Origin of the sequence: Pseudomonas sp. B16120 (genome assembly GCF_044218845.1) — a bacterium.
GTDB classification, from domain to species: domain Bacteria; phylum Pseudomonadota; class Gammaproteobacteria; order Pseudomonadales; family Pseudomonadaceae; genus Aquipseudomonas; species Aquipseudomonas paracarnis.
Map to the genome: position 1 here is coordinate 4,574,234 of NZ_CP162588.1, position 25,776 is coordinate 4,600,009.

At 60.4% G+C, this 25,776-nt stretch carries 21 protein-coding genes; 10 read left to right on the forward strand and 11 right to left on the reverse strand.

Going from position 1 to position 25,776, the window contains the following annotated elements; translation table 11 throughout:
* The first annotated feature begins 100 nt into the window (after positions 1-100).
* Genes nirB through cobA form a run of 4 tightly spaced genes read left to right on the forward strand, consistent with a single transcriptional unit; the run spans position 101 to position 6,330 of the window.
* Positions 101-2,554: a nitrite reductase large subunit NirB gene (nirB, locus tag AB4P90_RS21295; RefSeq protein ID WP_014719482.1), complete on the forward strand. Its 2,454-nt coding sequence runs from the start codon at positions 101-103 to the stop codon at positions 2,552-2,554.
* Positions 2,551-2,868: a nitrite reductase small subunit NirD gene (gene nirD / locus AB4P90_RS21300; RefSeq protein ID WP_014719483.1), complete on the forward strand. Its 318-nt coding sequence runs from the start codon at positions 2,551-2,553 to the stop codon at positions 2,866-2,868. Before nirB ends, nirD begins: the two co-directional genes overlap by 4 nt.
* The gene (locus AB4P90_RS21305) at positions 2,868-5,576 is read left to right on the forward strand and encodes a nitrate reductase (RefSeq protein WP_275967920.1); all 2,709 of its coding nucleotides are present in this window, start codon (positions 2,868-2,870) and stop codon (positions 5,574-5,576) included. Before nirD ends, AB4P90_RS21305 begins: the two co-directional genes overlap by 1 nt.
* Positions 5,577-5,586: 10 nt before the next feature.
* Positions 5,587-6,330 (forward strand): uroporphyrinogen-III C-methyltransferase, encoded by a 744-nt coding sequence (gene cobA, locus AB4P90_RS21310; RefSeq protein ID WP_371360230.1) that lies wholly within the window; start codon positions 5,587-5,589, stop codon positions 6,328-6,330.
* Between the two features lie 60 nt (positions 6,331-6,390).
* On the opposite strand, the gene AB4P90_RS21315 is transcribed toward cobA, so the two are convergent.
* The 8 genes from AB4P90_RS21315 to ppsA all read right to left on the reverse strand — a co-directional run bounded on the left by AB4P90_RS21315 (position 6,391) and on the right by ppsA (position 14,529).
* The gene (locus tag AB4P90_RS21315; protein ID WP_019820540.1) at positions 6,391-7,371 is read right to left on the reverse strand and encodes an OmpA family protein; all 981 of its coding nucleotides are present in this window, start codon (positions 7,369-7,371) and stop codon (positions 6,391-6,393) included.
* A 107-nt stretch (positions 7,372-7,478) separates the two neighbouring features.
* Positions 7,479-8,069 carry an RNA polymerase sigma factor SigX gene (gene sigX, locus AB4P90_RS21320; RefSeq protein WP_003193286.1) on the reverse strand — a complete coding sequence of 197 codons (591 nt, stop codon included), beginning with the start codon at positions 8,067-8,069 and terminating at the stop codon, positions 7,479-7,481.
* A gap of 87 nt (positions 8,070-8,156) precedes the next feature.
* Positions 8,157-8,981, reverse strand: a complete 825-nt coding sequence (locus AB4P90_RS21325; RefSeq protein ID WP_003193288.1) for a mechanosensitive ion channel domain-containing protein — start codon at positions 8,979-8,981, stop codon at positions 8,157-8,159.
* A gap of 2 nt (positions 8,982-8,983) precedes the next feature.
* Entirely contained in the window at positions 8,984-9,229 is a 246-nt protein-coding gene (locus AB4P90_RS21330; protein WP_014719486.1) for a hypothetical protein, read from the reverse strand.
* Positions 9,230-9,315: 86 nt separating this feature from the next.
* Positions 9,316-10,311: a zinc transporter ZntB gene (locus tag AB4P90_RS21335; protein ID WP_014719487.1), complete on the reverse strand. Its 996-nt coding sequence runs from the start codon at positions 10,309-10,311 to the stop codon at positions 9,316-9,318.
* Positions 10,312-10,336: 25 nt separating this feature from the next.
* Complete coding sequence (rraA, locus tag AB4P90_RS21340) at positions 10,337-10,828, reverse strand: ribonuclease E activity regulator RraA (RefSeq protein ID WP_019820544.1); 492 nt, start codon at positions 10,826-10,828, stop codon at positions 10,337-10,339.
* A gap of 229 nt (positions 10,829-11,057) precedes the next feature.
* Positions 11,058-12,047, reverse strand: coding sequence for an alpha/beta fold hydrolase (locus AB4P90_RS21345; RefSeq protein ID WP_014719489.1), 990 nt, complete (start codon positions 12,045-12,047; stop codon positions 11,058-11,060).
* A 106-nt stretch (positions 12,048-12,153) separates the two neighbouring features.
* Positions 12,154-14,529 (reverse strand): phosphoenolpyruvate synthase, encoded by a 2,376-nt coding sequence (gene ppsA, locus AB4P90_RS21350; protein WP_003193296.1) that lies wholly within the window; start codon positions 14,527-14,529, stop codon positions 12,154-12,156.
* A 178-nt stretch (positions 14,530-14,707) separates the two neighbouring features.
* Between ppsA and AB4P90_RS21355 the strand changes: the two genes are divergently transcribed.
* Positions 14,708-15,526 carry a pyruvate, water dikinase regulatory protein gene (locus tag AB4P90_RS21355; RefSeq protein ID WP_003193298.1) on the forward strand — a complete coding sequence of 273 codons (819 nt, stop codon included), beginning with the start codon at positions 14,708-14,710 and terminating at the stop codon, positions 15,524-15,526.
* 217 nt (positions 15,527-15,743) lie between these two features.
* On the opposite strand, the gene AB4P90_RS21360 is transcribed toward AB4P90_RS21355, so the two are convergent.
* Positions 15,744-17,168, reverse strand: a complete 1,425-nt coding sequence (locus AB4P90_RS21360; protein ID WP_073521949.1) for a PLP-dependent aminotransferase family protein — start codon at positions 17,166-17,168, stop codon at positions 15,744-15,746.
* 109 nt (positions 17,169-17,277) lie between these two features.
* Here AB4P90_RS21360 and AB4P90_RS21365 point away from each other — a divergent pair, with 109 nt between their 5' ends.
* The 5 genes from AB4P90_RS21365 to AB4P90_RS21385 are packed head-to-tail and all read left to right on the forward strand — an operon-like array spanning position 17,278 to position 22,800.
* Positions 17,278-18,222 (forward strand): DMT family transporter, encoded by a 945-nt coding sequence (locus AB4P90_RS21365; RefSeq protein WP_395605357.1) that lies wholly within the window; start codon positions 17,278-17,280, stop codon positions 18,220-18,222.
* A 23-nt stretch (positions 18,223-18,245) separates the two neighbouring features.
* The gene (gene moeB, locus AB4P90_RS21370) at positions 18,246-20,108 is read left to right on the forward strand and encodes a molybdopterin-synthase adenylyltransferase MoeB (protein ID WP_060767352.1); all 1,863 of its coding nucleotides are present in this window, start codon (positions 18,246-18,248) and stop codon (positions 20,106-20,108) included.
* Positions 20,109-20,124: 16 nt separating this feature from the next.
* The gene (locus tag AB4P90_RS21375; RefSeq protein WP_395605358.1) at positions 20,125-21,039 is read left to right on the forward strand and encodes a PLP-dependent cysteine synthase family protein; all 915 of its coding nucleotides are present in this window, start codon (positions 20,125-20,127) and stop codon (positions 21,037-21,039) included.
* A 37-nt stretch (positions 21,040-21,076) separates the two neighbouring features.
* A complete protein-coding gene (locus AB4P90_RS21380) occupies positions 21,077-22,069 on the forward strand; it encodes a serine O-acetyltransferase (RefSeq protein ID WP_014719494.1) in 993 nt (330 codons plus the stop codon).
* 2 nt (positions 22,070-22,071) lie between these two features.
* Positions 22,072-22,800, forward strand: coding sequence for an alanyl-tRNA editing protein (locus tag AB4P90_RS21385; protein WP_014719495.1), 729 nt, complete (start codon positions 22,072-22,074; stop codon positions 22,798-22,800).
* A gap of 131 nt (positions 22,801-22,931) precedes the next feature.
* Here the strand turns inward: AB4P90_RS21385 and prpD are convergent, their stop codons facing one another.
* Both prpD and prpF read right to left on the reverse strand, forming a co-directional pair.
* The gene (gene prpD / locus AB4P90_RS21390; protein ID WP_395605359.1) at positions 22,932-24,416 is read right to left on the reverse strand and encodes a 2-methylcitrate dehydratase; all 1,485 of its coding nucleotides are present in this window, start codon (positions 24,414-24,416) and stop codon (positions 22,932-22,934) included.
* A gap of 158 nt (positions 24,417-24,574) precedes the next feature.
* Entirely contained in the window at positions 24,575-25,765 is a 1,191-nt protein-coding gene (gene prpF, locus AB4P90_RS21395; RefSeq protein WP_395605360.1) for a 2-methylaconitate cis-trans isomerase PrpF, read from the reverse strand.
* Positions 25,766-25,776: the final 11 nt, after the last annotated feature.

Below are 25,776 nucleotides of genomic sequence, written 5' to 3' on the forward strand. Positions count from 1 at the left end.
CCGAGAGAACGGGACCAGGACAAAGGCGTCCTCGCTAGCTGACTAGCGGGGATGCCTTTTTTGTTTGCGCACGATTTGTCGAGCCATTGCGGAGAACGACATGAAAAAACTCAAACTGGTGATGATCGGCAACGGTATGGCCGGGGTTCGCACCCTGGAAGAACTGCTCAAGCTGAGCAACGAGCTATACGACATCACCGTGTTCGGCGCCGAGCCTCACACCAACTACAACCGCATCCTGCTGTCGCCGGTACTGGCCGGTGAGCAAACCTTCGAAGAGATCGTGCTCAACGACCTGGATTGGTACCTGAACAATAACGTCAAACTGCTGCTCAACCGCAAAGTGGTGCAGATCGACCGGGTCAAGCGCAAAGTCATCGCCGAAGACGGCACCGAGGCCGAATATGACCGCCTGCTGATCGCTACCGGGTCCACGCCGTTTATCCTGCCAATTCCCGGCAACAGCTTGCAGGGCGTGATTGGTTACCGCGACATTGCCGATACACAGGCGATGATCGACACCGCCAAGACCCACAAGCATGCGGTGGTGATCGGCGGCGGCCTGCTCGGCCTGGAAGCGGCCAACGGCTTGATGCTGCGCGGCATGCACGTGACGGTGGTGCACATCGGTGAATGGCTGCTGGAGCGGCAACTGGACAAGACCAGCGGCCAGCTACTGCAAACCGAACTGGAAAGTCGCGGCCTGGTGTTTCGCCTGTGCGAGCAGACCCAGGCCCTGCACGATGCCGGCAATGGCCGCGTCGGCTCGGTGCAGTTCAAAAATGGCGACATCATCCCGGCCGACCTGGTGGTGATGGCTGCCGGCATCCGCCCCAATACCGAACTCGCGGAAAAGTCCGGCATCCCTTGCAACCGTGGGATCCTGGTCAACGACACGATGCAAACCTACGACCCGCGTATCTATGCGATCGGTGAATGCGCCAGCCATCGCGGCATCGCCTATGGCCTGGTGGCACCCTTGTTCGAACAGGCCAAGGTCTGCGCCAACCACCTGGCCCAATTGGGCTTTGCCACTTACAAGGGCTCGGTGACCTCCACCAAGCTGAAAGTCACCGGCATCGACCTGTTCTCCGCTGGCGACTTCATGGGCGGCGAAGGCACCGAGACCATCACGCTCTCCGACCCGATTGGCGGCGTGTACAAGAAGCTGGTGATCAAGGACGATATCCTGGTCGGCGCCTGCCTGTACGGCGATACCGCCGATGGCGGCTGGTATTTCCGCCAGATCCGTGAGAACCACGCCATCGGTGAAATCCGCGATCACCTGATGTTCGGTGAAAATGCACTCGGCGATGTCGGCCACCAAGGCCAGGACAAAGCCATGAGCATGGCCGACAGCGCCGAAGTCTGCGGCTGCAACGGCGTGTGCAAGGGCACCATCGTCAAGGCGATCCAGGAACAAGGGTTGTTCAGTGTCGACGAGGTGAAAAAACACACCAAGGCCGCCAGCTCCTGCGGCTCCTGTGCCGGCCTGGTCGAGCAGATCCTGATCAACACCGTGGGCGGCGCCGCCGACGTCAAACCCAAAAGTGAAAAAGCCATCTGTGGCTGCAGCGACCTCAACCACGGGCAGATCCGCCAGGCCATCCGCGAGCAGCACCTGCTGACCATCGACAGCACCATGCGTTACCTGAACTGGCGCACCCCCAATGGCTGCGCCACCTGCCGCCCGGCGCTCAACTATTACCTGATCTCCACCTGGCCCGGCGAAGCCAAGGACGACCCGCAATCGCGGCTGATCAACGAACGGGCCCACGCCAATATTCAAAAAGACGGCACCTATTCTGTGGTGCCACGGATGTGGGGCGGCGTGACCAACCCTTCGGAGCTGCGCCGCATCGCCGATGTGGCCGACAAGTACAACGTGCCGATGGTCAAGGTCACCGGCGGCCAGCGTATCGACTTGCTCGGTATCAAGAAGCAGGACTTGCCTGGGGTATGGAAGGACCTGGATATGCCGTCCGGGCATGCCTATGGCAAATCCATCCGTACCGTCAAAACCTGTGTGGGCAGCGAGTTCTGCCGGTTTGGTACGCAGAACTCCACACAACTGGGCATCGAGCTGGAGCATGACCTGTTCAACATGTGGTCGCCCCACAAGGTCAAGTTGGCGGTGTCCGGTTGCCCACGCAATTGCTCGGAAGCGGGCATCAAGGACGTAGGCATTATCGGTGTCGACTCGGGCTGGGAGATGTACATCGGCGGCAACGGCGGGATCAAGACCGAAGTCGCGGAGTTCTTCGTCAAGGTGAAAACCGCCGAGGAAGTGCGTGAATACAACGGCGCGTTCCTGCAGTTGTACCGCGAAGAAGCCTTCTACCTGGAGCGCACCGTGCACTACCTGCAGCGAGTGGGCATGGAGCATATCAAGAAGGCCGTATTGGAAGACCCGGCGCGCCGCCAAGCCCTCAATGAGCGTTTGCAGTTCTCGTTGTCATTTGAGCAGGACCCGTGGAAGGAACGCCTGGAGCAGCCGCTGCTGAAAAAGGAATTCGACGTGATCCCCGTCAAACAACTGGAGGTCTCGCTATGAACTGGCTGGATATCTGCGCCCTCGATGAAATCAACGCCCTGGGCTCGCGCATCATCAGCGGGCCCAAAGGTGACATCGCGATTTTTCGCACCAGTGACGATGAAGTCTTTGCCCTCGACGACCGCTGCCCGCACAAGGGCGGGCCGCTGTCCCAAGGCTTGATCTACGGCAAGCGCGTGGCCTGCCCGCTGCACAACTGGCAGATTGACCTGGCGACTGGCCAAGCCCAGGCCCCGGATATCGGCTGCGCCCACCATCATCAGGCCCGGGTCGAAAACGGCCGGGTGATGCTGGCCCTGCGGGACGCGGGTTGATGAACCGCCAGACCACCGCGTCCACCTGCTGTTATTGCGGGGTGGGCTGCGGCGTGCTGATCGAGCATGACGGCGAACAGATCCTGGGGGTGCAAGGCGACCCCAGCCATCCGGCCAACTTCGGCAAGTTGTGCAGCAAAGGTGCCAGCCTGCACTTGACCGGCGACGTGAGCGCCCGCGCCCTGTACCCGCAATTACGCTTGGGCAAAGCACTGGCACGCACTCGCACCGACTGGGACACCGCCCTGGAACACGCGGCCAACGTGTTTGCCGAGACGATTGCCGAACACGGGCCCGACAGCGTGGCGTTCTATATCTCCGGGCAACTGTTGACCGAGGACTACTACAGCTTCAACAAGTTGGCGCGGGCGTTGGTGGGCACTAATAATATCGACAGTAACTCCCGGCTGTGCATGTCTTCGGCAGTGGTCGGCTACAAGCGCAGCCTGGGCGCCGATGCGCCGCCGTGCAGCTATGAAGACCTGGAAAACAGCGACTGCGTGATGATCGTCGGCAGCAATATGGCCTACGCCCATCCGGTATTGTTCCGGCGCCTGGAGCAAGCCAAGGCGCAACGCCCGCAGATGAAAGTGCTGGTGATTGACCCTCGGCGTACCGACACCTGCGACTTGGCCGACCTGCACCTAGCGATCTTGCCGGGCACGGATGTGGCGTTGTTCCACGGCATTTTGCATCTGTTGCTGTGGGAAGACTGGGTCGACCGCGCGTTTATCCAGGCCCACACCGACGGCTTGGCCGAACTCAAGCGCCTGGTGCATGACTACACGCCGCAGATGGTCACGCAGCTATGCGGCATCAGCGTCGAACAGTTGCGCCTGTGCGCGCAGTGGGTGGGCACCTCCAGCAGCTTTCTGTCGCTGTGGTGCATGGGGCTTAACCAATCCACCGCCGGCAGCGCCAAAAACAGTGCACTGATCAACCTGCATTTAGCCACGGGGACCATTGGCCGGCCGGGCTGCGGGCCGTTTTCCCTGACCGGCCAACCGAACGCCATGGGTGGGCGCGAAACCGGCAGCCTGTCCAATTTGCTGCCGGGCCACCGCGAAGCGGCCAACCCTGAACACCGCGCTGAAGTGGCGGCCTATTGGGGCGTGGAACAACTGCCCGCGACCACCGGCCTTACCGCCATCGAACTGTTTGAACAGGTGCAGGCGGGGAAGATCAAGGCGTTGTGGATCGCCTGTACCAACCCGGCCCAATCGCTGCCCGACCAGAACGCGGTGCGCGCCGCTTTGGCAGCGTGCCCGTTCGTGGTGTTGCAGGAAGCCTTTCGTACCACCGAAACCGCCGCCTATGCCGACCTGCTACTGCCCGCCGCCAGTTGGGGTGAAAAAGACGGCACGGTGACCAACTCCGAGCGACGTATTTCCCACGTGCGCCGCGCCATCAACCCACCGGCTGAAGCACGCGCGGATTGGGCGATCACCGTGGATTTCGCACAACGCCTGGAGCGCCGTCTGCGGCCGGGGTTGCCGAGCCTGTTCGCCTTTGAGCACGCGGCGCAGCTGTTTGATGAATTCAAGCCACTGACTCAAGGCCGTGACCTGGATATGTCCGGCATCAGCCACGCCCTGCTCGACCAGCTCGGCCCGCAGCAATGGCCGTTTCCCGAGGGTGCGCAAGCGGGTACGTCGCGCTTGTACACCGACGGTATTTTCCCCACTGACACTGGGCGGGCGCAGTTTGTCGCCGAGCCTTATCGCGCCGCCAAGGAACAGCGCGATGCGCGATTTCCCCTGACCCTGATCACCGGTCGACTGCGTGATCAATGGCACGGCATGAGCCGCACCGGCACGGCAGCGCAGTTGTTCGGGCACGTCAGTGAAGCATTGTTGAGCCTGCATCCGGATGAGCTACGCCGCCACCGCTTCAAAGAGGGTGACCTGGTCAGCCTGAAAAGCCGTCGCGGCAGCGTGATCGTCGCCGTCGGCAGCGATGACAGTGTGCGTCCCGGCCAAGCGTTTCTGCCCATGCACTGGGGCGACCGCTTTCTCAAGGGCGGCGTCAATACCCTCACTCAACCGGCGTTCGACCCTTTGTCCAAGCAGCCGGAGCTCAAGCACAGCGGCGTGCGCCTGGAAGCCGTGCAACTGCCGTGGCAGCTGTTTGCGCTGATCGAAGGCGATGTACAGCAGCACTTCGAAGCCTTGCGCCCACTGTGTGAAACCTTTGCCTACGTCAGCCTGAGCCTGGCTGGCCGTGAACGCCCCGCGCTGCTGGTGCGCGCCGCGCATACCGAGGCGCCCGACCTGCAACTCTTGACCCGTATCGACCACCTGCTGGGCCTCAACGACGGCCCGGTAATGGCCTATGACGACCCGCGCCGCTCAATCGGCAAGCGCGTGAAGATCGAGAAAGGCCGCATCACCGCCCTGCGCCTGGCCGGCGAAACCCTGGCCCGTCACTGGCTGCAAAGCCTGTGGCTGGAAGGCCGGGCCGACGAGCAACTGCGGCGCTGGTTGCTGGCGCCCTTGAGCGCGCCACCGGGCGGTACCACGGCCAGCAACAAGATTGTGTGCAACTGCAAGAACGTCAGCGAAAACGCCGTGTGTGCCGGTATCGGCAGCGGCCTGGACCTGGATGGCCTCAAACAGGCCTTGGGCTGCGGCACCCAATGCGGCTCCTGCGTGCCGGAAATCAAACGTCTTTTGGCCAGCAACCCGCAGCCAATCGCCATCAGTGTGTAAGGGGAACAACATGAGCGCAAAAGTGTGGCTGGTAGGCGCAGGTCCGGGTGACCCGGAGTTGCTGACCCTGAAAGCGGTCCGGGCTCTGCAGGCAGCGGACGTCGTGCTGATTGATGATCTGGTCAACCCGGCAGTACTGGAACACTGCACCAGCGCCCGGGTGATTACCGTCGGCAAGCGCGGGGGATGTCGTTCTACCCCGCAGGATTTCATTCACCGCCTGATGTTGCGTTATGCACGCCAGGGCAAGTGCGTAGTACGCCTTAAAGGCGGTGACCCGTGTATTTTTGGCCGCGGTGGCGAGGAGGCAACCTGGCTGCGCGAGCGTGGTGTCGAGGTGGAATTGGTCAATGGCATCACCTCAGGGCTGGCCGGAGCAACCCAGTGCGATATCCCGTTGACCTTGCGCGGGGTGAGCCGTGGAGTGACCTTGATCACCGCGCATACCCAGGATGACAGTAGCTTGAACTGGCGTGCGCTGGCGGAGGGTGGAACCACGCTGGTGGTGTATATGGGTGTGGCGAAGCTGGAAGAAATCCGCGAACAGCTGCTCAACGGCGGCATGGCTGCGGATATGCCGGTGGCAATGATCGAAAACGCTTCATTGCCCCAGCAACGCGAATGCCGCAGCTCCCTGGCGGCCATGCGTGAAGCGGCAAAAACCTTTGCGCTGAAGAGCCCGGCCATCCTGGTGATTGGCCAGGTTGCCGGCGCCGCACAGATGGCTAGCATCGCCGCTGCGGCAAGCGCCTGAGGCAAATCGCAGGCGAAAAAAAGCCCGGCCTGAGCCGGGCTTTTCTTTACTACTCAGTAATTACTGAGCGGTAGCTTCAACCGACGCTTCTACGCGACGGTTAACAGCGCGACCAGCTTCAGTTGCGTTGTCAGCAACTGGGCGGGATTCGCCGTAACCAACAGCAGTTACACGGCTAGGAGCAACGCCGTCTTTAACCAGGACTTGCTTAACAGCGTCAGCACGACGCTGGGACAGCTTCTGGTTGTAAGCGTCTGGACCTACGGAGTCAGTGTGACCAGCAACTTCTACGTTGGTAGCTGGGTACTGAGCCATGAAGTCGGCCAGGTTTTTAACGTCGCCGTAGCTGTTAGGCTTAACAACGGCCTTGTCGAAGTCGAACTTAACGTCCAGCTCAACACGAACAACCTGAGCAACCGGAGCTTCTGGCTCTGGAACTGGCTCTGGAGCTGGTGCTGGGGTAGGAGCTGGAGCAGCTGCGCCAGCGTTACCGCCGAAGTTCACGCCCAGGCCAACCAGTGCGGAGTAGTCCCACTTGCCGTTGTCCAGACCGTAGTCAGCTTCAACACCAGCACGAGCGTACAGGTTGTTGGTGAAGTAGTACTTCACGCCGGTACCGATGGTAGCGAAAGTGGTCTGGTCGCGACCGCTGTGGCCGTCAGCCTGAACGTTGGTACGGCTCTGGTGGCCGAAACCGCCTTCAACGTATGGACGCAGGCTATCAACGCCAGCCTGACCGAAGTGGTACTGAGCAACGAGGCTGCCAGTGTCACCTTTGATCTTCTGGTTGCCAGTGCCGTCGTTCGAACGGGTGTGGTTGGTCTTGTCGTACGACAGATTCAACGACAGATCGTCGGTCAGGAAGTAACCAATGCGAGCGCCTGGGTTGAAGCCGTCTTCGATGTGCTTAACGCTATCGTTGTACTGCTTCTTGTAGAACAGCTCGCCTTCAACTGCGCCTTGGCCTTGTGCCAGAACGCCGAAAGAAGTAGCGGCAATAAGAGAACCAATGGCCAAGCCCAAGGTGTTTTTCAGTTTCATCCGTTAAATCCCCATCTGGTGATTGTAAAGCAGTCCCACAAACCGGGGGACAACTCGGCGACAAGTCTAACAGAACTTGCCTACACGTAAGAGATATTTGCTACGCACTAAGTTTCAGTCTCGCCCGCAAATTTCTCACGTAATTTATCAAGAGCACGCTTGTACCGCATTTTTGTAGCACTCAAACCCATATGCATGATGTCAGCGATTTCCTGAAATTCCAGCTCTGCGACAAATCGAAGCACCAGAATTTCGCGGTCAATCGGGTTCACATGCACCAACCAGCGATCAAGTCCGCCCTTTTCCTCGGGTGCCGGCGCCTTCTCTTCAGACGCCTCCTCAAGGGGGTCCAGACTCAAAGCGTCCATCAAGCGACGCTTTCGCCGTTCCTTCCGATACTGCGTGATGCACTCGTTGTACGTGATGCTGTACAGCCAGGTCTTGAACTTCGATTTGCCCTCGAAGTTCTTCAGGCCGTATAGCACCTTGAGCATCACTTCCTGACAGACATCATCCGCGTCTCTATCGTTCCCCAAATACCTTGAACAAACGTTGAACAGAGTGCGTTGATACCTGCGCATCAATTCTTCGTACGCGCGTGTTACGTGAAACAGCTCCGTGTGCGAGCGCGCGACCAACTCCTCATCAGAGAGCTCACGGGGGTCATAGCGCGTGGACAGCGTTTGGGCTTTATTCAAAACAAGTCGTGCCGACAGTCAGGTCAATGTCCGCTGCAACCCGGTCTCCCGGGTTTGCGGCGGCGTACATTAGCAGGATTTGCCGGATTAGCGGCTACTGACCTGCTGCTCCAGGAGAATCCGGTTGGACAGCGACACCAGTTCCCCGTCATCGGTCAGCACGGTCGTCTTGACTGTGCCGATCTCCTCGATTTGCCCTTCGACCTCGCCCACACGCACCTGTTGCCCAACTTGATACAGCTCACGCACATAGATTCCCGCAAGAATCTGACCGGCAATTTCCCGGCTTCCCAACCCCATGGCCAGCGCAACTGCCAGACCAACGGTAATCAAAACAATCACAATCACGTGGTTGAGCAGGTCAGTTTTGACCTCCAACTGGCTGATCGCGACGGAAATACTGATGATGATCACCAGCCCCTGGGCAATTCGTCCCAGGCCCGCTGCGTAGTCCAACCCCACGCCTTCGGCGGCCCCGCGCACCAGCCCGTTGGCCAGTTGCGCGAGTAGAACCCCCACCAGCAGCACCAGCGCGCCGCCGAAAACTTTCGGCAAATACAGTGCCAGCATGTCGAGCGTAGCTGAAACTCGCTCAAGTCCAAGGGACTGCGCTGCAGAAACCAGAAAAATAAGTAGAACGAACCAATAGACGATCTTGCCGATCAGGGTCGAAATCGGTACTTGCAACCCCGCGCGACCGAGCAGTTTGGTCAGGCCAGTGCCAGCCATCAGGCGATCGAGCCCCAGTTTGGCGAGCAATTTGGACAGCAGGGTATCGAGCAGCTTGGCCACGACAAAACCCAGCAATACCAGGACCAGGGCACCAAACAGGTTGGGAATGAAATTCGCCACCTTGGTCCACAATGCGGTCATCGCGGTGACCAGGCTCTGGGTCCAGAGATCAAGTTCCATATTCAATCAGCCTTATCAGCAGTGCTAGCAAGAGGTTTACGACGGGAAACCGGTGACACATGGGCCGAACCGTTGTTCAGGGCCATCATCAACGCCGGCAACCAACGCCCGAGCAGACCGAACAGGTCACCCGCCCCTACCTGACGGTTGGCGGTTTTCAGTACGCGGCCCAGGCAGGCATCGTCATCACGGTTGGATGGCGAAGCATTGAGCATGTCACGCAAAGACTGTTCGAACGGATCGTGCATAGAGACCTCTCGCAAGTGATTTAAAAGACGAGGGTAAAATTCATCGGGTCACATCGGCCCTTTCTTACGTTCAGGTCATATTCAGGTCAAACCCAGCGCAATCGTCGAAATAACCACCATTGCCCCAGTGCCACAGACACCATCAACAGGCACGCGATCATGAATCCATAAGGGCTGGCAGAGAATGGAATGCCGCCCACATTGATACCGAGCAAACCGGTAAGAAAACTCATCGGCAAGAAGATCCCGGTGATGATCCCGAAGCGGTACATGGTGCGGTTCATGCGCAGGCTCAAGCGCCGGTCTTCAGCCTCCAGCACAAGCCCCACGCGCTCTCTGGCCAATTCCAGCTCTTCCAGGTAACGGGTCAGGCTGTTGTGCAGTTCGTTCCAATAGTCCGCATCGTCGTCGCAGAACCACGCCAATTTGATTCGTGTCAGCTGGGCGAAAATATCCCGCTGGGGGGCCAGGAAGCGCTTGAGTCCGGCGGCTCTTCGACGGATCTGCAGAACGCTGCCGTGCTCCGGAGTATACCGTTCGTCGGCATCGAGTTTTTCTTCCTCGGAATCGACGATTTCAGACAAGCCGGCGACCAGATCCTGCACTTTGTTGGTCAGGTACTGAGCCATATAAAGGATGAGTTCAGACGCCGTCTTGGGGCCTTTGCCGTCTGCCAGTTGCACCAGCAACTCATCGGTAGCGCGCAAGGGGCGCAAACGCAGGGAAATCACTCGGTTGGCGGCGGCGAAAATGCGCACCGACACCATGTCTTCCGGCTCCGCGCCTGGGTTGAGATTGATTCCGCGCAGAAACAGCAGCAATTCGGCGTCCGGCAGCGGCAACAGCCGTGGACGGGTGTTTTCCTCCAGCAGCAGGTCACAGGCAAACTCGCTCAGGCCGCTGGATTTGCGCAGCCAGGTCTGGGTTTGAGGATGGCTGCGATCCCAGTGCAGCCACAGGCTTTCCTGGGGCTGCAACTGCAAATCGTCGAGCTCAGTCCGGGCAATCGAACGCGCACCGCCTTTACCGTCCAGCACCAGGGCATGCACCAGCCCCCATTGCGCGTTTTCTTCTTCGAACATCCTCACCCCGATCGGTTGCGGCAGTTTATTCAGGCATTTTCAGCGGGCTGGGTGACACGATCACCCCGTTGTTATCGGCATAAATGTACTCCCCGGGGCGGAACGTCACGCCTGCGAATGTCACCGGGACGTTCAGGTCGCCAAGGCCGCGCTTGTCGGTTTTTTTCGGATGAGAGGCCAGGGCCTGTACACCCAGGTCGGTCTGGGCGATGACGTCGACATCACGGATACACCCGTAGATCACCAGCCCTTCCCAACCATTTTTCGCGGCTTTCTCGGCAATCATGTCACCCAGCAACGCGCAGCGCAGGGAACCACCACCGTCGACCACCAGCACTTTGCCAACGCCCGGCAGGTCAGCCTGCGCCTTGACCAGGGAGTTATCCTCGAAGCATTTGAGGGTGACAATCTCGCCACCAAAGGAGTCTCGGCCACCGAAGTTGCTGAACATCGGCTCCACTACCTGCACCAGCTCCGGGTAGGCGTCACACAGGTCGGGGGTCACGTAATGGTTCATCGAGAAACTCCTGTCATCAAAGAAGAGGTCGAACATCCACGGTGTACATCAAGAAAACGCCCCGCGACAGGCATTCTTTAAGTGCCTGGGCGTTGGCGGCGGCCATGATCAAACCCGGTTCAGCGTAACGCAATACACGTTGCGCGACTGAATATGACCAGAACCGCGTGGCGCGTCATATCTTAGCCGCAACCATTCAAGAGTGAAACGCCCTTGGTAGAGCGTTTCGTCAAACCGCTGCGGACACTTCGGATTGCGTACCGAATAAGGGTGTCAGCGGGTCGTTCAACCAGCGCTCGACCAAAGGCCACACTTGGGCCTGGGCCGCTTTACTGACCAGCATCTGCACATGGCCGAAATCGTCGCTGAAACCTTGCTGACGTCCCAGGCACAGGTACTGGCGATGCTCGCTGCCCACTTGCTCGAAGAGCTTGCGGCAGGCCCAGTCCGGGTCTTGCCGGTCGCCCGCTGCGCTCACCGCCAACAGCGGCACATCGACCTGCGCCAAGCCTTTCCACCAGTCATGCTCGGCATCGCCAAACCGGCCGAACAGGCCGTTCCAACGCATCGCTTCGATCATCACGCCGGCCGGCTCGTCCTCGGGCCCACGCTTGAAGCGCGGGCCCGACAGATGGGCAAGGCGCTTGAGGATAAAGCGAGCGCCCCACTCCACCGGTGGAATTTTCAACGGCCAGTGGGTGCGACTGACCTGGCAGCCGAACAACGCCACCGACGCCACCGCTGATGCATCCAAGTGCTGCCCACCCAAGGCCGCAGCCAGGGTGGTGGCACCGAGGGAATGCCCGATCCAGTGCGGAATCTGCCCGCTTTGCTCACACACAAACGCCCCCACGGCCGGCAAATCGTAGCGCGCATAATCGGCGACGCGGTTTCTGGCGTAGTCGTGATTGCGCTTGGACAAACCATGACCGCGCATTTCCGGGATCCACACATCAAATCCGCGACGTGCGAGGTAAGCCCCCAGGCCAATTCCTTTTGGCGAATACCAGAAACGTCGATTGGAAAAACTGCCATGCAACAAAATAATCGGCGTGCCCCGGTTTTCCGGGACATCGGCCAGGCCCAAACGGGTAACCGCCAGCTCGACGGTGCCGTCCGGGCTGTTACCGGGTTTGAGTCGGTAGACGTCTTCACTCAGGTCGCCCCGACGTTCAGCGCTGATCAGGGCGACAGGAAACAGATGGCTGCTGCTTTGCATAATGCTCTTGCACAAAAAAGGGCGGCGTCCGCAAGGATTCCCGCCCTGTACAGATAAGAATGCCGGTCACCCGCAACGAGTGACCGGCACTTTTGACCACGCGATCTTAGGCGGACGCTTGGCCTTCAGCCAGGAAGAACCAGGTTTCCAGCACGGAATCGGGGTTCAGCGAGACGCTCTCGATCCCCTGCTCCATCAGCCATTTGGCCAGGTCCGGGTGGTCCGAAGGGCCTTGGCCGCAGATACCGATGTACTTGCCAGCCTTGTTACAGGCCTGGATGGCGTTGGCCAGCAGCTTCTTGACCGCTGGGTTACGCTCGTCGAACAGGTGGGCGATGATCCCCGAGTCGCGGTCCAGGCCCAGGGTCAACTGCGTCAGGTCGTTGGAGCCGATGGAGAAACCGTCGAAGAACTCCAGGAACTCTTCAGCCAGGATGGCGTTGGACGGCAATTCGCACATCATGATCACGCGCAGGCCGTTCTCGCCACGGGTCAGGCCGTTTTCTGCCAGCAGGTCCACCACCTGGCTCGCTTCGCCCAGGGTGCGCACGAAGGGCACCATGATCTCGACGTTGGTCAGGCCCATCTCGTTGCGCACGCGCTTGAGCGCACGGCATTCAAGCTCGAAGCAGTCACGGAAGGCTTCGCTGATGTAACGCGAGGCGCCGCGGAAACCCAGCATCGGGTTTTCTTCTTCCGGCTCGTAGAGCTTGCCGCCGATCAGGTTCGCGTATTCATTGGACTTGAAGTCCGACAGGCGCACGATGACCTTTTTCGGGTAGAACGCCGCAGCCAGGGTGCTGATGCCTTCGACCAGTTTCTCGACGTAGAAACCTACCGGGTCGTTGTAGCCGGCGATGCGCTTGTCGACGCTTTCCTTGATGTCCAGCGGCAGGCCGTCATAGTTCAGGAGTGCCTTGGGGTGCACGCCGATCATGCGGTTGATGATGAATTCCAGGCGGGCCAGGCCCACGCCGGCGTTCGGCAACTGGGCGAAATCAAAGGCACGGTCCGGGTTGCCGACGTTCATCATGATCTTGAACGGCAGGTCGGGCATGGCGTCGATGGAGTTTTGCTTGATATCGAAGCCCAGCTCACCTTCGAAGATAAAGCCGGTATCGCCTTCGGCGCAGGACACGGTCACACCCTGGCCATCCTTGAGCAGTTGGGTGGCGTTGCCGCAACCCACGACTGCCGGAATCCCCAGCTCACGGGCAATGATCGCCGCGTGGCAGGTACGCCCGCCACGGTTGGTGACAATGGCACTGGCGCGCTTCATCACCGGTTCCCAATCCGGGTCGGTCATGTCGGAAACCAGTACGTCACCCGGCTGGACCTTGTCCATCTCGGACACGTCCTTGATGATCCGCACCTTGCCTGCGCCAATGCGCTGGCCAATGGCACGGCCTTCTACCAGCACGGTGCCGGTTTCCTTGAGCAGGTAGCGCTCCATGACGTTGGCCGAAGTGCGGCTCTTCACGGTTTCCGGGCGAGCCTGCACGATGTACAGCTTGCCGTCGTCACCGTCCTTGGCCCACTCGATGTCCATCGGGCACTTGTAGTGCTTTTCGATGATCATCGCTTGTTTGGCCAACTCGCTGACTTCAGCGTCGGTCAGGCAGAAACGCGCACGCTCGGCCTTGTCGACTTCAACGGTTTTGACCGAGCGACCGGCCTTGGCCTCGTCGCCGTAGATCATCTTGATGGCCTTGCTGCCCAGGTTACGGCGCAGGATGGCCGGGCGGCCCGCTTCGAGGGTGCCCTTGTGTACGTAGAATTCGTCCGGGTTGACCGCGCCTTGTACGACGGTTTCGCCCAGGCCGTAGGCGCCGGTGATAAACACCACGTCACGGAAACCGGATTCGGTATCCAGGGTGAACATCACACCGGCAGTGCCGGTTTCCGAACGCACCATGCGCTGCACGCCGGCAGACAGGGCCACCAGCTTGTGGTCGAAACCCTGGTGTACGCGGTAGGAGATCGCACGGTCGTTAAAGAGGGAGGCAAACACTTCCTTGGCCGCGCGGATCACGTTTTCGACGCCGCGAATGTTGAGGAAGGTTTCCTGCTGGCCGGCAAAGGAGGCGTCCGGCAAGTCTTCGGCGGTGGCCGAGGAACGCACGGCGACGGCCATGTCCGGGTTACCGGCCGACAGGGTGGCGAAGGCGGTGCGAATTTCTTCGTTGAGCTTCTCGGGGAACTCGGCTTCCATGATCCACTGGCGGATCTGGGCGCCGGTCTTGGCCAGGGCGTTGACGTCATCGACGTCCAGGGCGTCCAGCGCGGCGTGGATCTGGGCGTTGAGGCCGCTCAGCTCTAGGAAGTCGCGGTAAGCCTGGGCCGTGGTGGCGAAACCACCGGGCACCGAGACACCAGCGCCTGCAAGATTACTGATCATCTCGCCGAGGGATGCGTTCTTGCCCCCCACATGCTCTACATCATGGACGCCGAGCTTATCGAGGGAAACTACGTACTCTACCAAGGTGATCTCTCCACTTTCTGTGTTGGAAAAGCTCAGGACGCGGGTTGCTCAGTAGGAGCTAACGCCAGCGCTTGTGGCCTGGACCTGGAAAATAAGTGAGAATGCGGCCCACTGCGGGACGGCAAAATCGCGCCTATCATATCCAAGATTCGCCATCAGCTTAAGGCCCAGGGCTCAAATGAAACGATCTGCTTTCTTTATTTCCGACGGCACCGGCATCACAGCCGAAACATTGGGCCAGAGCCTGCTCGCGCAGTTCGAAAACATTACCTTCGCCAAATTCACCCGGCCTTATATAGACAGCGTGGATAAAGCGCGGGCCATGGTACAACAAATCAATCTGGCGGCTGAAAAAGACGGTTTTCGCCCGATCATTTTCGACACCATCGTCAATCAAGACATTCGTGAGATTCTCGCAACGTCGAATGGTTTCATGATCGACATTTTCTCTACCTTCCTGGCGCCGTTGGAACAGGAGCTGAGTGAACACTCCTCCTATTCCGTCGGAAAGTCCCATTCCATCGGGCATAACTCCAACTATATGGAGCGCATCGAGGCGGTGAACTTCGCCCTCGACAACGACGACGGCGCCCGCACCCACTACTACGACAAGGCCGACCTGATCCTGGTGGGCGTGTCGCGTTGCGGCAAGACCCCCACCTGCCTGTACATGGCCATGCAATTCGGTATTCGTGCGGCCAACTATCCGCTGACCGAAGATGACATGGAACACCTGACCCTGCCCGCCGCCTTGCGCGCGCACTCACACAAACTGTTCGGCCTGACCATCGACCCGGACCGGCTGACCGCCATCCGCAACGAACGCAAGCCCAACAGCCGCTACTCCAGCTATGCCCAGTGCGAATTTGAAGTGCGGGAAGTAGAAAATCTGTTCCGTCGCGAAAATATTGCGCACATCAATTCCACGCATTTTTCGGTGGAAGAGATTTCGGCGAAGATTCTGGTGGAGAAGGGTGTGGAGCGGCGCTTCAAGTGATCTCTGTCGCCTGATCTGATCGTTCCCACGCTCTGCGTGGGAACGCCGCCTGGGACGCTCCGCGTCCCGCAATAGCGACGCGGAGCGTCGCAAGATGCATTCCCACGCAGAGCGTGGGAACGCCGCCTGGGACGCTCCGCGTCCCGCAATAGCGACGCGGAGCGTCGCAAGATGCATTCCCACGCAGAGCGTGGGAACGAGCAACGGTAACGCGGATTTACAGATGAAACCGCCCGCCCCCCTGCCCCAGCGCCGTCGCCAGCGCGTCAAACCCCTCGCGCAATAACTGATCATCGCCCGACGTGTTGCAGATACTCGCCCGAATAAACTGCGGCACCGCCGTCTGCCCCACGGCAAAAGCCTCGGCGGTGGCGATCAGGTAATTGTTCTGTTTGAGCTCCGCCTCGATTTCCGAGGCCCGCCAGGGCTCCGGTACTTCGATCCAGAAGTGCGGGCTGTTGAGGTGGGTGCGATAGGCCAAGCCGTTCAATAAATCTTCGACTAACGTCTTGCGGCGGCTGATCTCATTGATCTGCTGACGCAACAAATATTCCGCCGTGCCGTTTTCAATCCACTGGGTCGCCAACTCCAGAGTCACAGGTGTGGCCATCCAGCAGGTCGAACGCAGCGCCGCAGAAATGCGACTGACCAGCGCCGGCGGCGCATGCACGTAGCCCACCCGCAAACCGGCCGATACCGCCTTGCTCAGGCTGCTGATCAAGATCGTACGCTCAGGCGCGAAATAGCTGAGGGGCGGCGGACGGTCCTCCACCAGCACACCGTGGGCTTCGTCCTCCAGAATCAGCAGGTTATGTTCGCGACACACCCTGGCCAACGCTTCGCGGCGCGCCACCGACAACACAGCGGTGGTCGGATTCTGGATAGTCGGCGTGCAGTACAACGCCGAAATACGGTGATTGCGACAGACCTCATCCAGCGCCGTGGGCAGCACACCTTCCTCGTCCATCTCCAGGCCGATCAGCCGCACCCCCAACATGCGTGCGGCGGTAATCAGCCCTGGGTAAGTCAGTTGCTCGGTCACCACTGTATCGCCAGCACGCAGCAACGCCATCATGGCGCACAGCAAGCCGTGCTGGCCGCCGTTGACGCAGATGACCTGCTCGGGAATCGGATGAAACTCGCGCTGCACCAGCCATTGCGCGCCCGCTTCACGGTAACGCGGCAGGCCGGCGTCGGGGGTGTAGGCGCTGATGTCCTGGAGGAACTTGGCGTTGGTCGACAGGGTTTGGAAGCTCTGGGCGAGAAACACCGTCTCTTGCCCGGGAATGTGCATATTGCGGCTCATGTCGAAGTACTGGCGCGGCTCCTCGCTGAAATTACGAAAGCCCTCATCACGCTGGCGCTCCATCCCACGCTTGCGCACGAAGGTGCCGTCACCTACCCGCGCAACCACCAGGCCCAGGCGTTCCAGTTCACCGTAAGCCCGGCTGATGGTGCCGATGGTCACGCCTAAATTGTCGGAAAGCACCCGATGGGGCGGCAGTTTTCGTCCCGGTTCAATCAAGCCTTCGAGGATGCCCCGTTCCATCACATCGGACAGGCGCTTGTACTTCACGCCCTGCCCGTTGGACAAGCCCTCACGCATAATTGACACCATGTCAATATTTGTTTTGACAGCCATCTTTCGCCCTAATAGTGTGCTTTTACGGGTTCAATCGCCGATAAACATAACTCATTACAAGTTCAATATAGAGTTCAATTCCGGCTCAGGGAAGCAATAAACGATGCCAATGTCCGCCGTTCTCGAAAACACTGCAAAAACAAAAACGCAAAAACAGTGGCTCGCCGGGCTGGTGACCAGCGTGATGTTCCTGATCGTGTGCCTGAGTTGGGGCACCACGTGGCTGGGCATCAAGATCGCCGTCGAGAGCGTGCCGCCGCTGACATCCGCCGGCCTGCGCTTTCTCATCGCGTTTCCGCTGTTCCTGTGTTTTGCCATGGTGCGCCGTGAGCCGATCCTGTTTCCCCGGGAAAGCCGCTGGTTCTTCGTGTTTGTGACCCTGTCTTACTTCAGCGTTCCCTACTATTTGCTCAACTACGGCGAAATGCATGTGTCGTCGGGCCTCACCGCCCTGCTGTTCAGTTGCATGCCGGTATTCATCCTGATCTTCTCGGCGCTGTTCCTGCGCGAGCGCATCTATTTTTCCCAGGTGGTCGGCATCGGCATCGGTTTCGGCAGCCTTTACATGATCATCAAGAGCCAGGGCCTGCACCTGGACCACGCCGAGTTCTTCGGGGTACTGGCCATTCTGAGCGCCGCGATCATGCACGCCTTGTGCTATGTCATTACCAAGCAAAAAGGCAGCGCCATCAGCGTCATCACCTACAACACCCTGCCCATCGGCATTGCCGGGCTGATGCTGTTGCTGGCCGGCCTGTGGTTTGAAACACCGACGTTCGACGCCATTACCCTGCGCTCCTGGAGCGCGCTGTTCTACCTGGGGCTGGTGGCCTCGGTGGGCGGGTTCATTGTGTATTTCATGCTGCTCAAGCGCCTGAGCCCGATCATCCTGTCGTTCGTCTTCATCATCTTCCCGGTGTTCGCGGTCATCATCGGAGCCTGGTACGAAGGCGTGGAAATTTCCCGCGACCTGATGCTGTACTCGGCGATCCTGCTGGCCGGCTTTGCGATCACCAAATTGCCGATCGAAAAACTCATGGCCAAGAAAAAGTGACCCTCAACCAACGCGAGAGAAACATGGACGTCCTCCGCCCTACCGCCCTGGAACAGATCTACGCCCACGCCAGCCGCAGCTACCCCGAGGAGTGCTGTGGTTTCGTCTTCGCCGACGGCAGCGTGTACCTGGGCAGCAATATCCAGAATGAGCTGCACCGCAAGAACCCCGAGATGTACCCACGCAGCGCGGCCAATGGCTACACCTTTTCGGTGGCCGACACCCTGCTGATGAACAAGGCGTTTCGCAGTGACAACCCGGTGGTAGTGATTTACCACTCACACCCGGATGTGGGCGCCTATTTCAGTGACGAAGACCAGGACAAGGCACTGTTCCTGGGCGAGCCGATCTTCCCCGTCAGCTATTTGGTGGTGGATGTCCGCCAGGGCCAGGCCCTGGGCTCCAAGCTGTTTGCCTGGGATGGCAAGCATTTCTCCCTTCAACCTTTCAACGACCTGCACACGGAGTTGTCCATGAACGCTGTCTCTTTCCCCGACATTCTGGTTCGCGTGGCCAAGCTGCCGGAATCGACCCTTGAGGGCGCCGGATCGACATTGCGCGAAGTCATTGAAAATCTCTGCACCCATCACCCCCAATTGCGTCAGCACCTGTTCCATGAAAAGAACGACCAGCTCAAGGAACACTTCCTGTTTACCGCCGAGGAGGCGTTGATCGACGCCGATGAACCCCTGCCAGCAAAAGCCCGGATCGAAGTGTTGCTCGCCACTTCAGGTGGCATGGACATCGATGCCCTGAGCAACGAAGAAGTGCAGCGCTATGTGCGCCACATCACCCTGCCGGGCGTCGGCCGCGAAGGCCAATTGAACCTGAAGAAAGCCAAGGTGCTGGTCATCGGTACCGGCGGCCTGGGCTCGCCCATCAGCCTGTACCTGGCGGCGGCCGGCATCGGCACTCTGGGGCTGGTGGACTTTGATGTGGTGGAAAGCAGCAACCTGCAACGCCAGATCGTGCATGGCAACAGCACCCTGGGCATGCCCAAGGTCGAGTCCGCCAAGCAGCGCCTGCTGGACCTCAATCCGCATATCCAGATCAACGCGTACAACACCGCGCTCAACAGCGACAACGCCCTGGCACTGGTGGGCGCCTATGACCTGGTGATCGACGGCACCGACAATTTCGACACCCGCTACCTGGTCAACGACGCCTGTGTGCAGCTGGGTAAACCCTTGGTGTACGGCGCCATCTACCGTTTCGACGGGCAGATCAGCGTGCTCAACTATAAAGGTGGGCCGTGCTATCGCTGCCTGTTCCCCAAGGCCCCACCCGCAGAGCTGGCGCCCAATTGCAGCGCGGGCGGTGTGATCGGCGTGTTGCCGGGCGTGGTCGGTATGATCCAGGCCACCGAGGCGATCAAATTACTGATCGGCATTGGCGAACCCTTGTCCGGCCGCTTGATGCGCTTCGACGCGCTGGCGATGAAGTTCAGCGAGATCCGCTTCAAGCGCCGCGCTGACTGCCCCTGCTGCTCGGACCTGCGCCACAGCGAAACCGTCGCGCCGGCCACCTGCGCCGATGCCTTACCGAGCCAGCCCTCCCTGGCCGCGGAACGCTACATCAAGCCCCAGGTACTCAAGCAAGTGCTCGAACACCCTAGCAGCGCCGATGTATTGCTGGACGTGCGTGACGCCAGCGAACTGGAAGTGTGCAAATTACCGGGCGTGGTGCATATCCCGCTGGCAGAACTGGATGGGCAGCTCGCCAGTCTGAGCCGCGACAACACCCACTACCTGATCTGCTACGCAGGCACCCGCGCCGAGCAAGCCGCCAGCACCCTGTTGGCCGCTGGCTTTGCCAACACCAAAGTCCTGCAGGGCGGCATGAAACATTGGGTTCGCGACGTCGAACCTGACATGCCGCTGTACTGAGAGTGGGGACGTACTGATGCTGCATAACTCCATTCTCGACGTGATCGGCCAGACGCCGATCGTGCGTCTGGCCCAGTTTTCCGAAGACCTCGGCATCGAGGTCTACGCCAAGCTGGAGTCGCTCAACCCCGGTGGCAGCCACAAGGCGCGCATCGCCCTGGGCATGATCCTGGATGCCGAGCGCCGCGGTGTGCTGATCCGTGATTCCGGGCAGACCATCATCGAACCCAGTGGCGGCAACACCGGCATTGGCCTGGTGATGGCCGGCAATGTGCTGGGCTACAAAGTGGTGCTGGTGATCCCTGACAACTACAGCCCGGAAAAACAGAAGCTGCTGCGTCTGTACGGTGCGAGGGTAGTGCTGTCCGACAGTCGCCTGGGCAATAACTCCCACGGCGAAAAGTGCATGGAGCTGCAGTTGGAAAACCCCAACTACGTGATGCTCAACCAGCAACGCAATGGCGCCAACCCCCAAACCCACCGCGACACCACCGCTCCGGAAATCCTTCGCGCCTTCGGTGAACAGCGCGTGGATTACTTCGTCAGCGGCATTGGCACCGGGGGCCATATCACCGGTATCGGCGAAACCCTCAAGGCCGCCTGGCCCGCGCTGCGAGTGATGGGCGTAGAACCGGAAGAATGCGACCTGCTCAAAGACCGGCACGCGGCGCACGGGATCCAGGGCCTGTCGATCGGCCTGATCCCCAGCATCCTCAACCTGGACGTGATCGACGGCATGCTCAAGGTGTCGCACGCCGATTGCCTGGAAATGATCAAACGCATCATGCGCACCGATGCCATCAGCCTGGGGCTGTCTTCGGCCGCCAACATGGTCGCCATCGCCCAACTCGCCCCCGAACTGCCGCCTGAAACGGTGGTGTTGACCATGGTCTACGACAATGCCGACAGCTACCTGCCCAGTTTCGAGTAACCGGGTTTTTAACCATCCAACATACGGGGGTGTCTCCATGGGGGGCTTTATCGACATGCAACAGCTGCACGATGAGTTGCTCACCCACCTCATCACCACCCTCACGCCCAGACAGATGAAGCAGCTGGAGCCGCACCTGGCGCCGTTGATTCAGAACGCCGCCCAGGCGGTGGCCGAGGACCTGATTGCCTATGCCTATCGCGACCCCGCGTCCCGTGGGCGCGGTGAGTTGATCCTGGAATCCTACGCCTCGTTCAAGGCCGTGCTGTTCTACCGCCTTGCGCACCTGGTCTGGCATTTCCAGGGCCCAGACAACGGCGATTTTTCGCGCATGGCCCTCAAGCTGAGTAACCAGGGCAAGATCCTCTCCGGTGCCGAGATTCACCCGGCAGCGCGCATCGGCCGCCGCTTTGTGCTGGACCATGGCTACGGCACCGTCATCGGCGAAACCTGCGTGATCGGCAACGACTGCTACATCCTCTGCGGCGTGACCCTGGGTGCGCGCGGTATTGCCAACAACCCGGACGGCAAACGCCACCCGCGCCTGGGCAACAACGTCGAAGTCGGCGCCGGCGCCCGGGTGCTGGGCTATGTTTCGATCGGCGATAACGTGTTTATCAGCCCCTCCTGCGTGATTACCCAAGACGTGCCGGCAGGCACCAAGGTCAAGGTGGTCAACCAGATCCAACTGCAAAAAAACGATGAATCGGACCACAGCAACTACCTCGGCGCCTTTGCCCTGGATGAGCGCTTGCACGTGGTGGGCGAAGTGAGTGCCGGCCACAAGGTCACCGTGCTGGACGCCGACTTTCATCCACTGCAAGGGCTGATGCTTGAACCCACGGTGAAAGAGCGGCATCACCTGCAGTTTCGTCTGCGTCGCCTCGACACCGGCGAACAACTGCCACGCCTGCCGCTGAACCTGAAGGTATGCGGGCCGGAATTTGAAATCACCCTGCTCTCTCCCCCTGGCTTGAGCGCACTGGTGCGCCACCTCTTGCAAGCCACCCCATTGATCGTCGGAGGTTGAACATGTCTGTGCATACCATGGAAACCCTGGCGCTGTTTGACAGCGCGCCCTACCAGAACGCCTTCAGCGCCCGGGTGATTGCCATCAGCGAACAGGGTATCGCCCTGGAGCACACCCTGTTCTACCCCACCGGCGGCGGGCAACCAGGCGATACCGGTCACCTCACTCTGGCCGATGGCACACGGGTGCAAGTGACCGGCACCGTGCGCGATCCGGTGTTGCGCTCGATCATCTGGCACCAGGTGGACCACTACCCCGAACAGTTGGCCGCTGGCGTCCAGGTCGACGCTGGGCTGGATTGGGAGCGGCGCTACCAGCACATGAAGATGCACACTTGCCTGCACTTGCTGTGTTCGCTCATCGACGCGCCCGTGACCGGTTGCAGCATCAGCGCAGATAAAGGCCGCCTGGATTTCGACCTGCCAGAAATGACCTTGGACAAAGACCGCCTCACCCAAGACCTCAACGCCCTTATCGAACAAGCCCACGCGGTCAAAACTCTGTCGATGCCCGCCACCGAGTACGCGACCCTGCTGCAGATCACCCGCACCCAGGCGGTTGCGCCGCCGGTGGTCTCCGGTTCGGTCCGGGTGATTGAAATCCCCGGCATCGATATCCAGCCCTGCGGCGGCACCCATGTGCTCAATACCGAGGAAATCGGCCGGGTGTTCTGCGAAAAGATCGAGAAAAAGAGCAAGCACAACCGCCGGGTGATACTGCGGTTTGAATAGATTCTGAAGCAGAAACTTCAGTCAACTGTGGGAGCTGGCTTGCCTGCGATAGCTGACATCCAGTCAATTCATGTGGGGCTGACACACCGCTATCGCAGGCAAGCCAGCTCCCACAGCGACCGTGCTGTTTTTCAGATCGTGAACAGGTCCATGAAACGGTTCACAGGTGTCGCCTCAAGCCGCGCCTGGTCCTTGCACAGGGCGACAATCTCAGCGCTGCGTTGCGCGGTGAACCGCGTGGCCAGGTTGGCCTTGAACTTGTCTTCCAGCAGTGGAATGCCGTCCACCCGACGGCGGCGATGGCCAATCGGGTACTCCACCACCACCTGCTCGGTGCAGGTGCCATCCGTGAAAAACACCTGCACCGCGTTGGCAATCGAGCGCTTGTCGGCCTCCAGGTATTCGCGGCTGTAGCGCGGGTCTTCGATGACGACCATCTTGTCGCGCAGCTCATCGATGATCGGGTGGGCCGCGTGGAAATCATCTTCATACTGCTCGGCCACCAGGTTGCCGAACGCCAAGGGCACGGCGGTCATGTATTGCAGGCAGTGGTCGCGATCGGCGGCGTTGGCCAATGGGCCGACCTTGGAAATAATGCGAATCGCCGACTCGTGAGTCGTGATCACGATGCGGTCGATTTCATGCAGGCGATGCTTGACCAGCGGGTGCAGGGCGACTGCCGCTTCACAGGCAGTTTGCGCGTGAAACTCGGCCGGGAAGCTGATCTTGAACAGCACGTTCTCCATCACGTAGGTGCCGTAGGGTTGGGGCAGGCTGAACGCGCGCTTATCCTCGGGCTTGAGCGCCAAGTCCTTGTTGGTGTGGCTGAACAGCACGTCGTAGAAGCCCCACTGCGGCGCACTCAATACACCGGGGATGCCCATTTCGCCACGCAAGGCGATGTCTGCCAGGCGTACGCCGCGGCTCGATGCATCGCCTGCGGCCCAGGATTTGCGCGAGCCGGCATTCGGTGCATGGCGATAGGTGCGCAGCGCCTGGCCATCGACAAAAGCGTGTGACAACGCCGATAGCAGTTGCTCGCGGTTGGCGCCCATCAGCTTGGCGGTGACCGCCGTGGTAGCGACTTTCACCAACAACACATGGTCGAGGCCTACCCGGTTGAAGGAGTTTTCCAAGGCAATCACACCTTGGATTTCGTGGGCCATGATCATCGCTTCCAGCACTGCACGCACGGTCAACGGCGCGTCGCCATTGGCCAGGCGCTTTTGCGACAGGTGATCGGCCACGGCGAGGATGCCGCCCAGGTTGTCCGAAGGGTGGCCCCATTCAGCAGCGAGCCAGGTGTCGTTGTAGTCGAGCCAGCGCACGATGCAACCGATATCCCAGGCGGCCTTGACCGGGTCCAGGCGGAACGAAGTGCCCGGCACCCGTGCGCCAAACGGCACCACGGTACCCTCTACCATCGGCCCCAGGTGCTTGGTGCACTCGGGGAAGCGCAGGGCCAGCAGGCCACAGCCGAGGGTGTCCATCAGGCAGTTGCGGGCGGTATCCAGGGCGTCCTGGGAGTCGATGCGGTAGTTGAGGACGTAGTCGGCGATGTCCTGCAACACCGGGTCGTAGTCGGGACGGTTGTTCTGGTCGACGTTGGCGCTCATGGCGGTTCTCCTAAAAGTTGGGGTTGTTCCTCGAGGTCAAGGTTGATGTTGATCGTTCCCACGCTCCGCGTGGGAATGCATCCCGTGACGCTCTGCGTCACAGCAGGACGCAGAGCGTCCCAGGCGGCGTTCCCACGCGGAGCGTGGGAACGATCAAGCTAGAAAGCGTCGCCGGGGATGCGTACGTAGCCTTCCATCAACACCCGCGCACTGCGGCTCATGACGGCTTTTTTCACCACCCATTCACCGTCCACCTGGCTGGCCTCAGCCCCCACGCGCAAGGTGCCGGACGGATGCCCGAAGCGCACGGCATTGCGCTCTACGCCGCCCGCCGCCAGGTTGACCAAGGTGCCGGAAATCGCCGCGGCGGTGCCAATCGCCACCGCCGCGGTGCCCATCATCGCGTGGTGCAGTTTGCCCATCGACAAGGCGCGCACCAGCAGGTCCACATCGCCGGCCTTGATCGCCTTGCCGCTGGAGGCCACGTAATCGGCAGGTTTGGCGACGAACGCCACCTTGGGCGTGTGCTGGCGCTGGGCGGCTTCGTCCAGGTGTTTGATCAGGCCCATGCGCAACGCGCCATACGCCCGCACGGTCTCGAACATCGCCAGGGCCTTGGGGTCGCTGTTGATCGCGCCTTGCAGCTCGGTACCGGTGTAGCCCAAGTCCTGGGCGTTGATGAAAATCGTCGGGATACCGGCGTTGATCAACGTGGCCTTGAAGGTACCGACGCCGGGTACCTCCAGGTCGTCGACGAGGTTGCCAGTGGGGAACATCGAGCCACCACCGCCCTCTTCTTCCGCCGCGGGGTCCATGAATTCCAACTGCACTTCGGCAGCCGGGAAGGTCACGCCGTCCAGTTCAAAGTCGCCGGTTTCCTGCACCGCGCCGTCAGTGATTGGCACGTGGGCGATGATGGTCTTGCCGATATTGGCCTGCCACACCCGCACCACGGCCACGCCGTTATGGGGTACGCGGGCCGCATCGACCAGGCCGGCGCTGATGGCGAACGAACCCACCGCCGCCGACAGGTTGCCGCAGTTGCCGCTCCAATCGACAAATGGCTTGTCGATGGAGACCTGGCCGAACAGGTAATCCACGTCGTGATCGGCGCGGCTGCTTTTGGCCAGGATCACGGTCTTGCTGGTGCTCGAGGTGGCACCCCCCATGCCGTCGATCTGCTTGTCATAGGGGTCGGGGCTGCCAATCACCCGCAGCAACAAGGCGTCGCGTGCAGGGCCCGGCACCTGCGCCGCGGCGGGCAGGTCCTGGAGGCTGAAGAACACGCCCTTGCTGGTGCCGCCACGCATGTAGGTGGCGGGGATTTTGATTTGCGCTACGTGTGCCATGGTTATCCTCT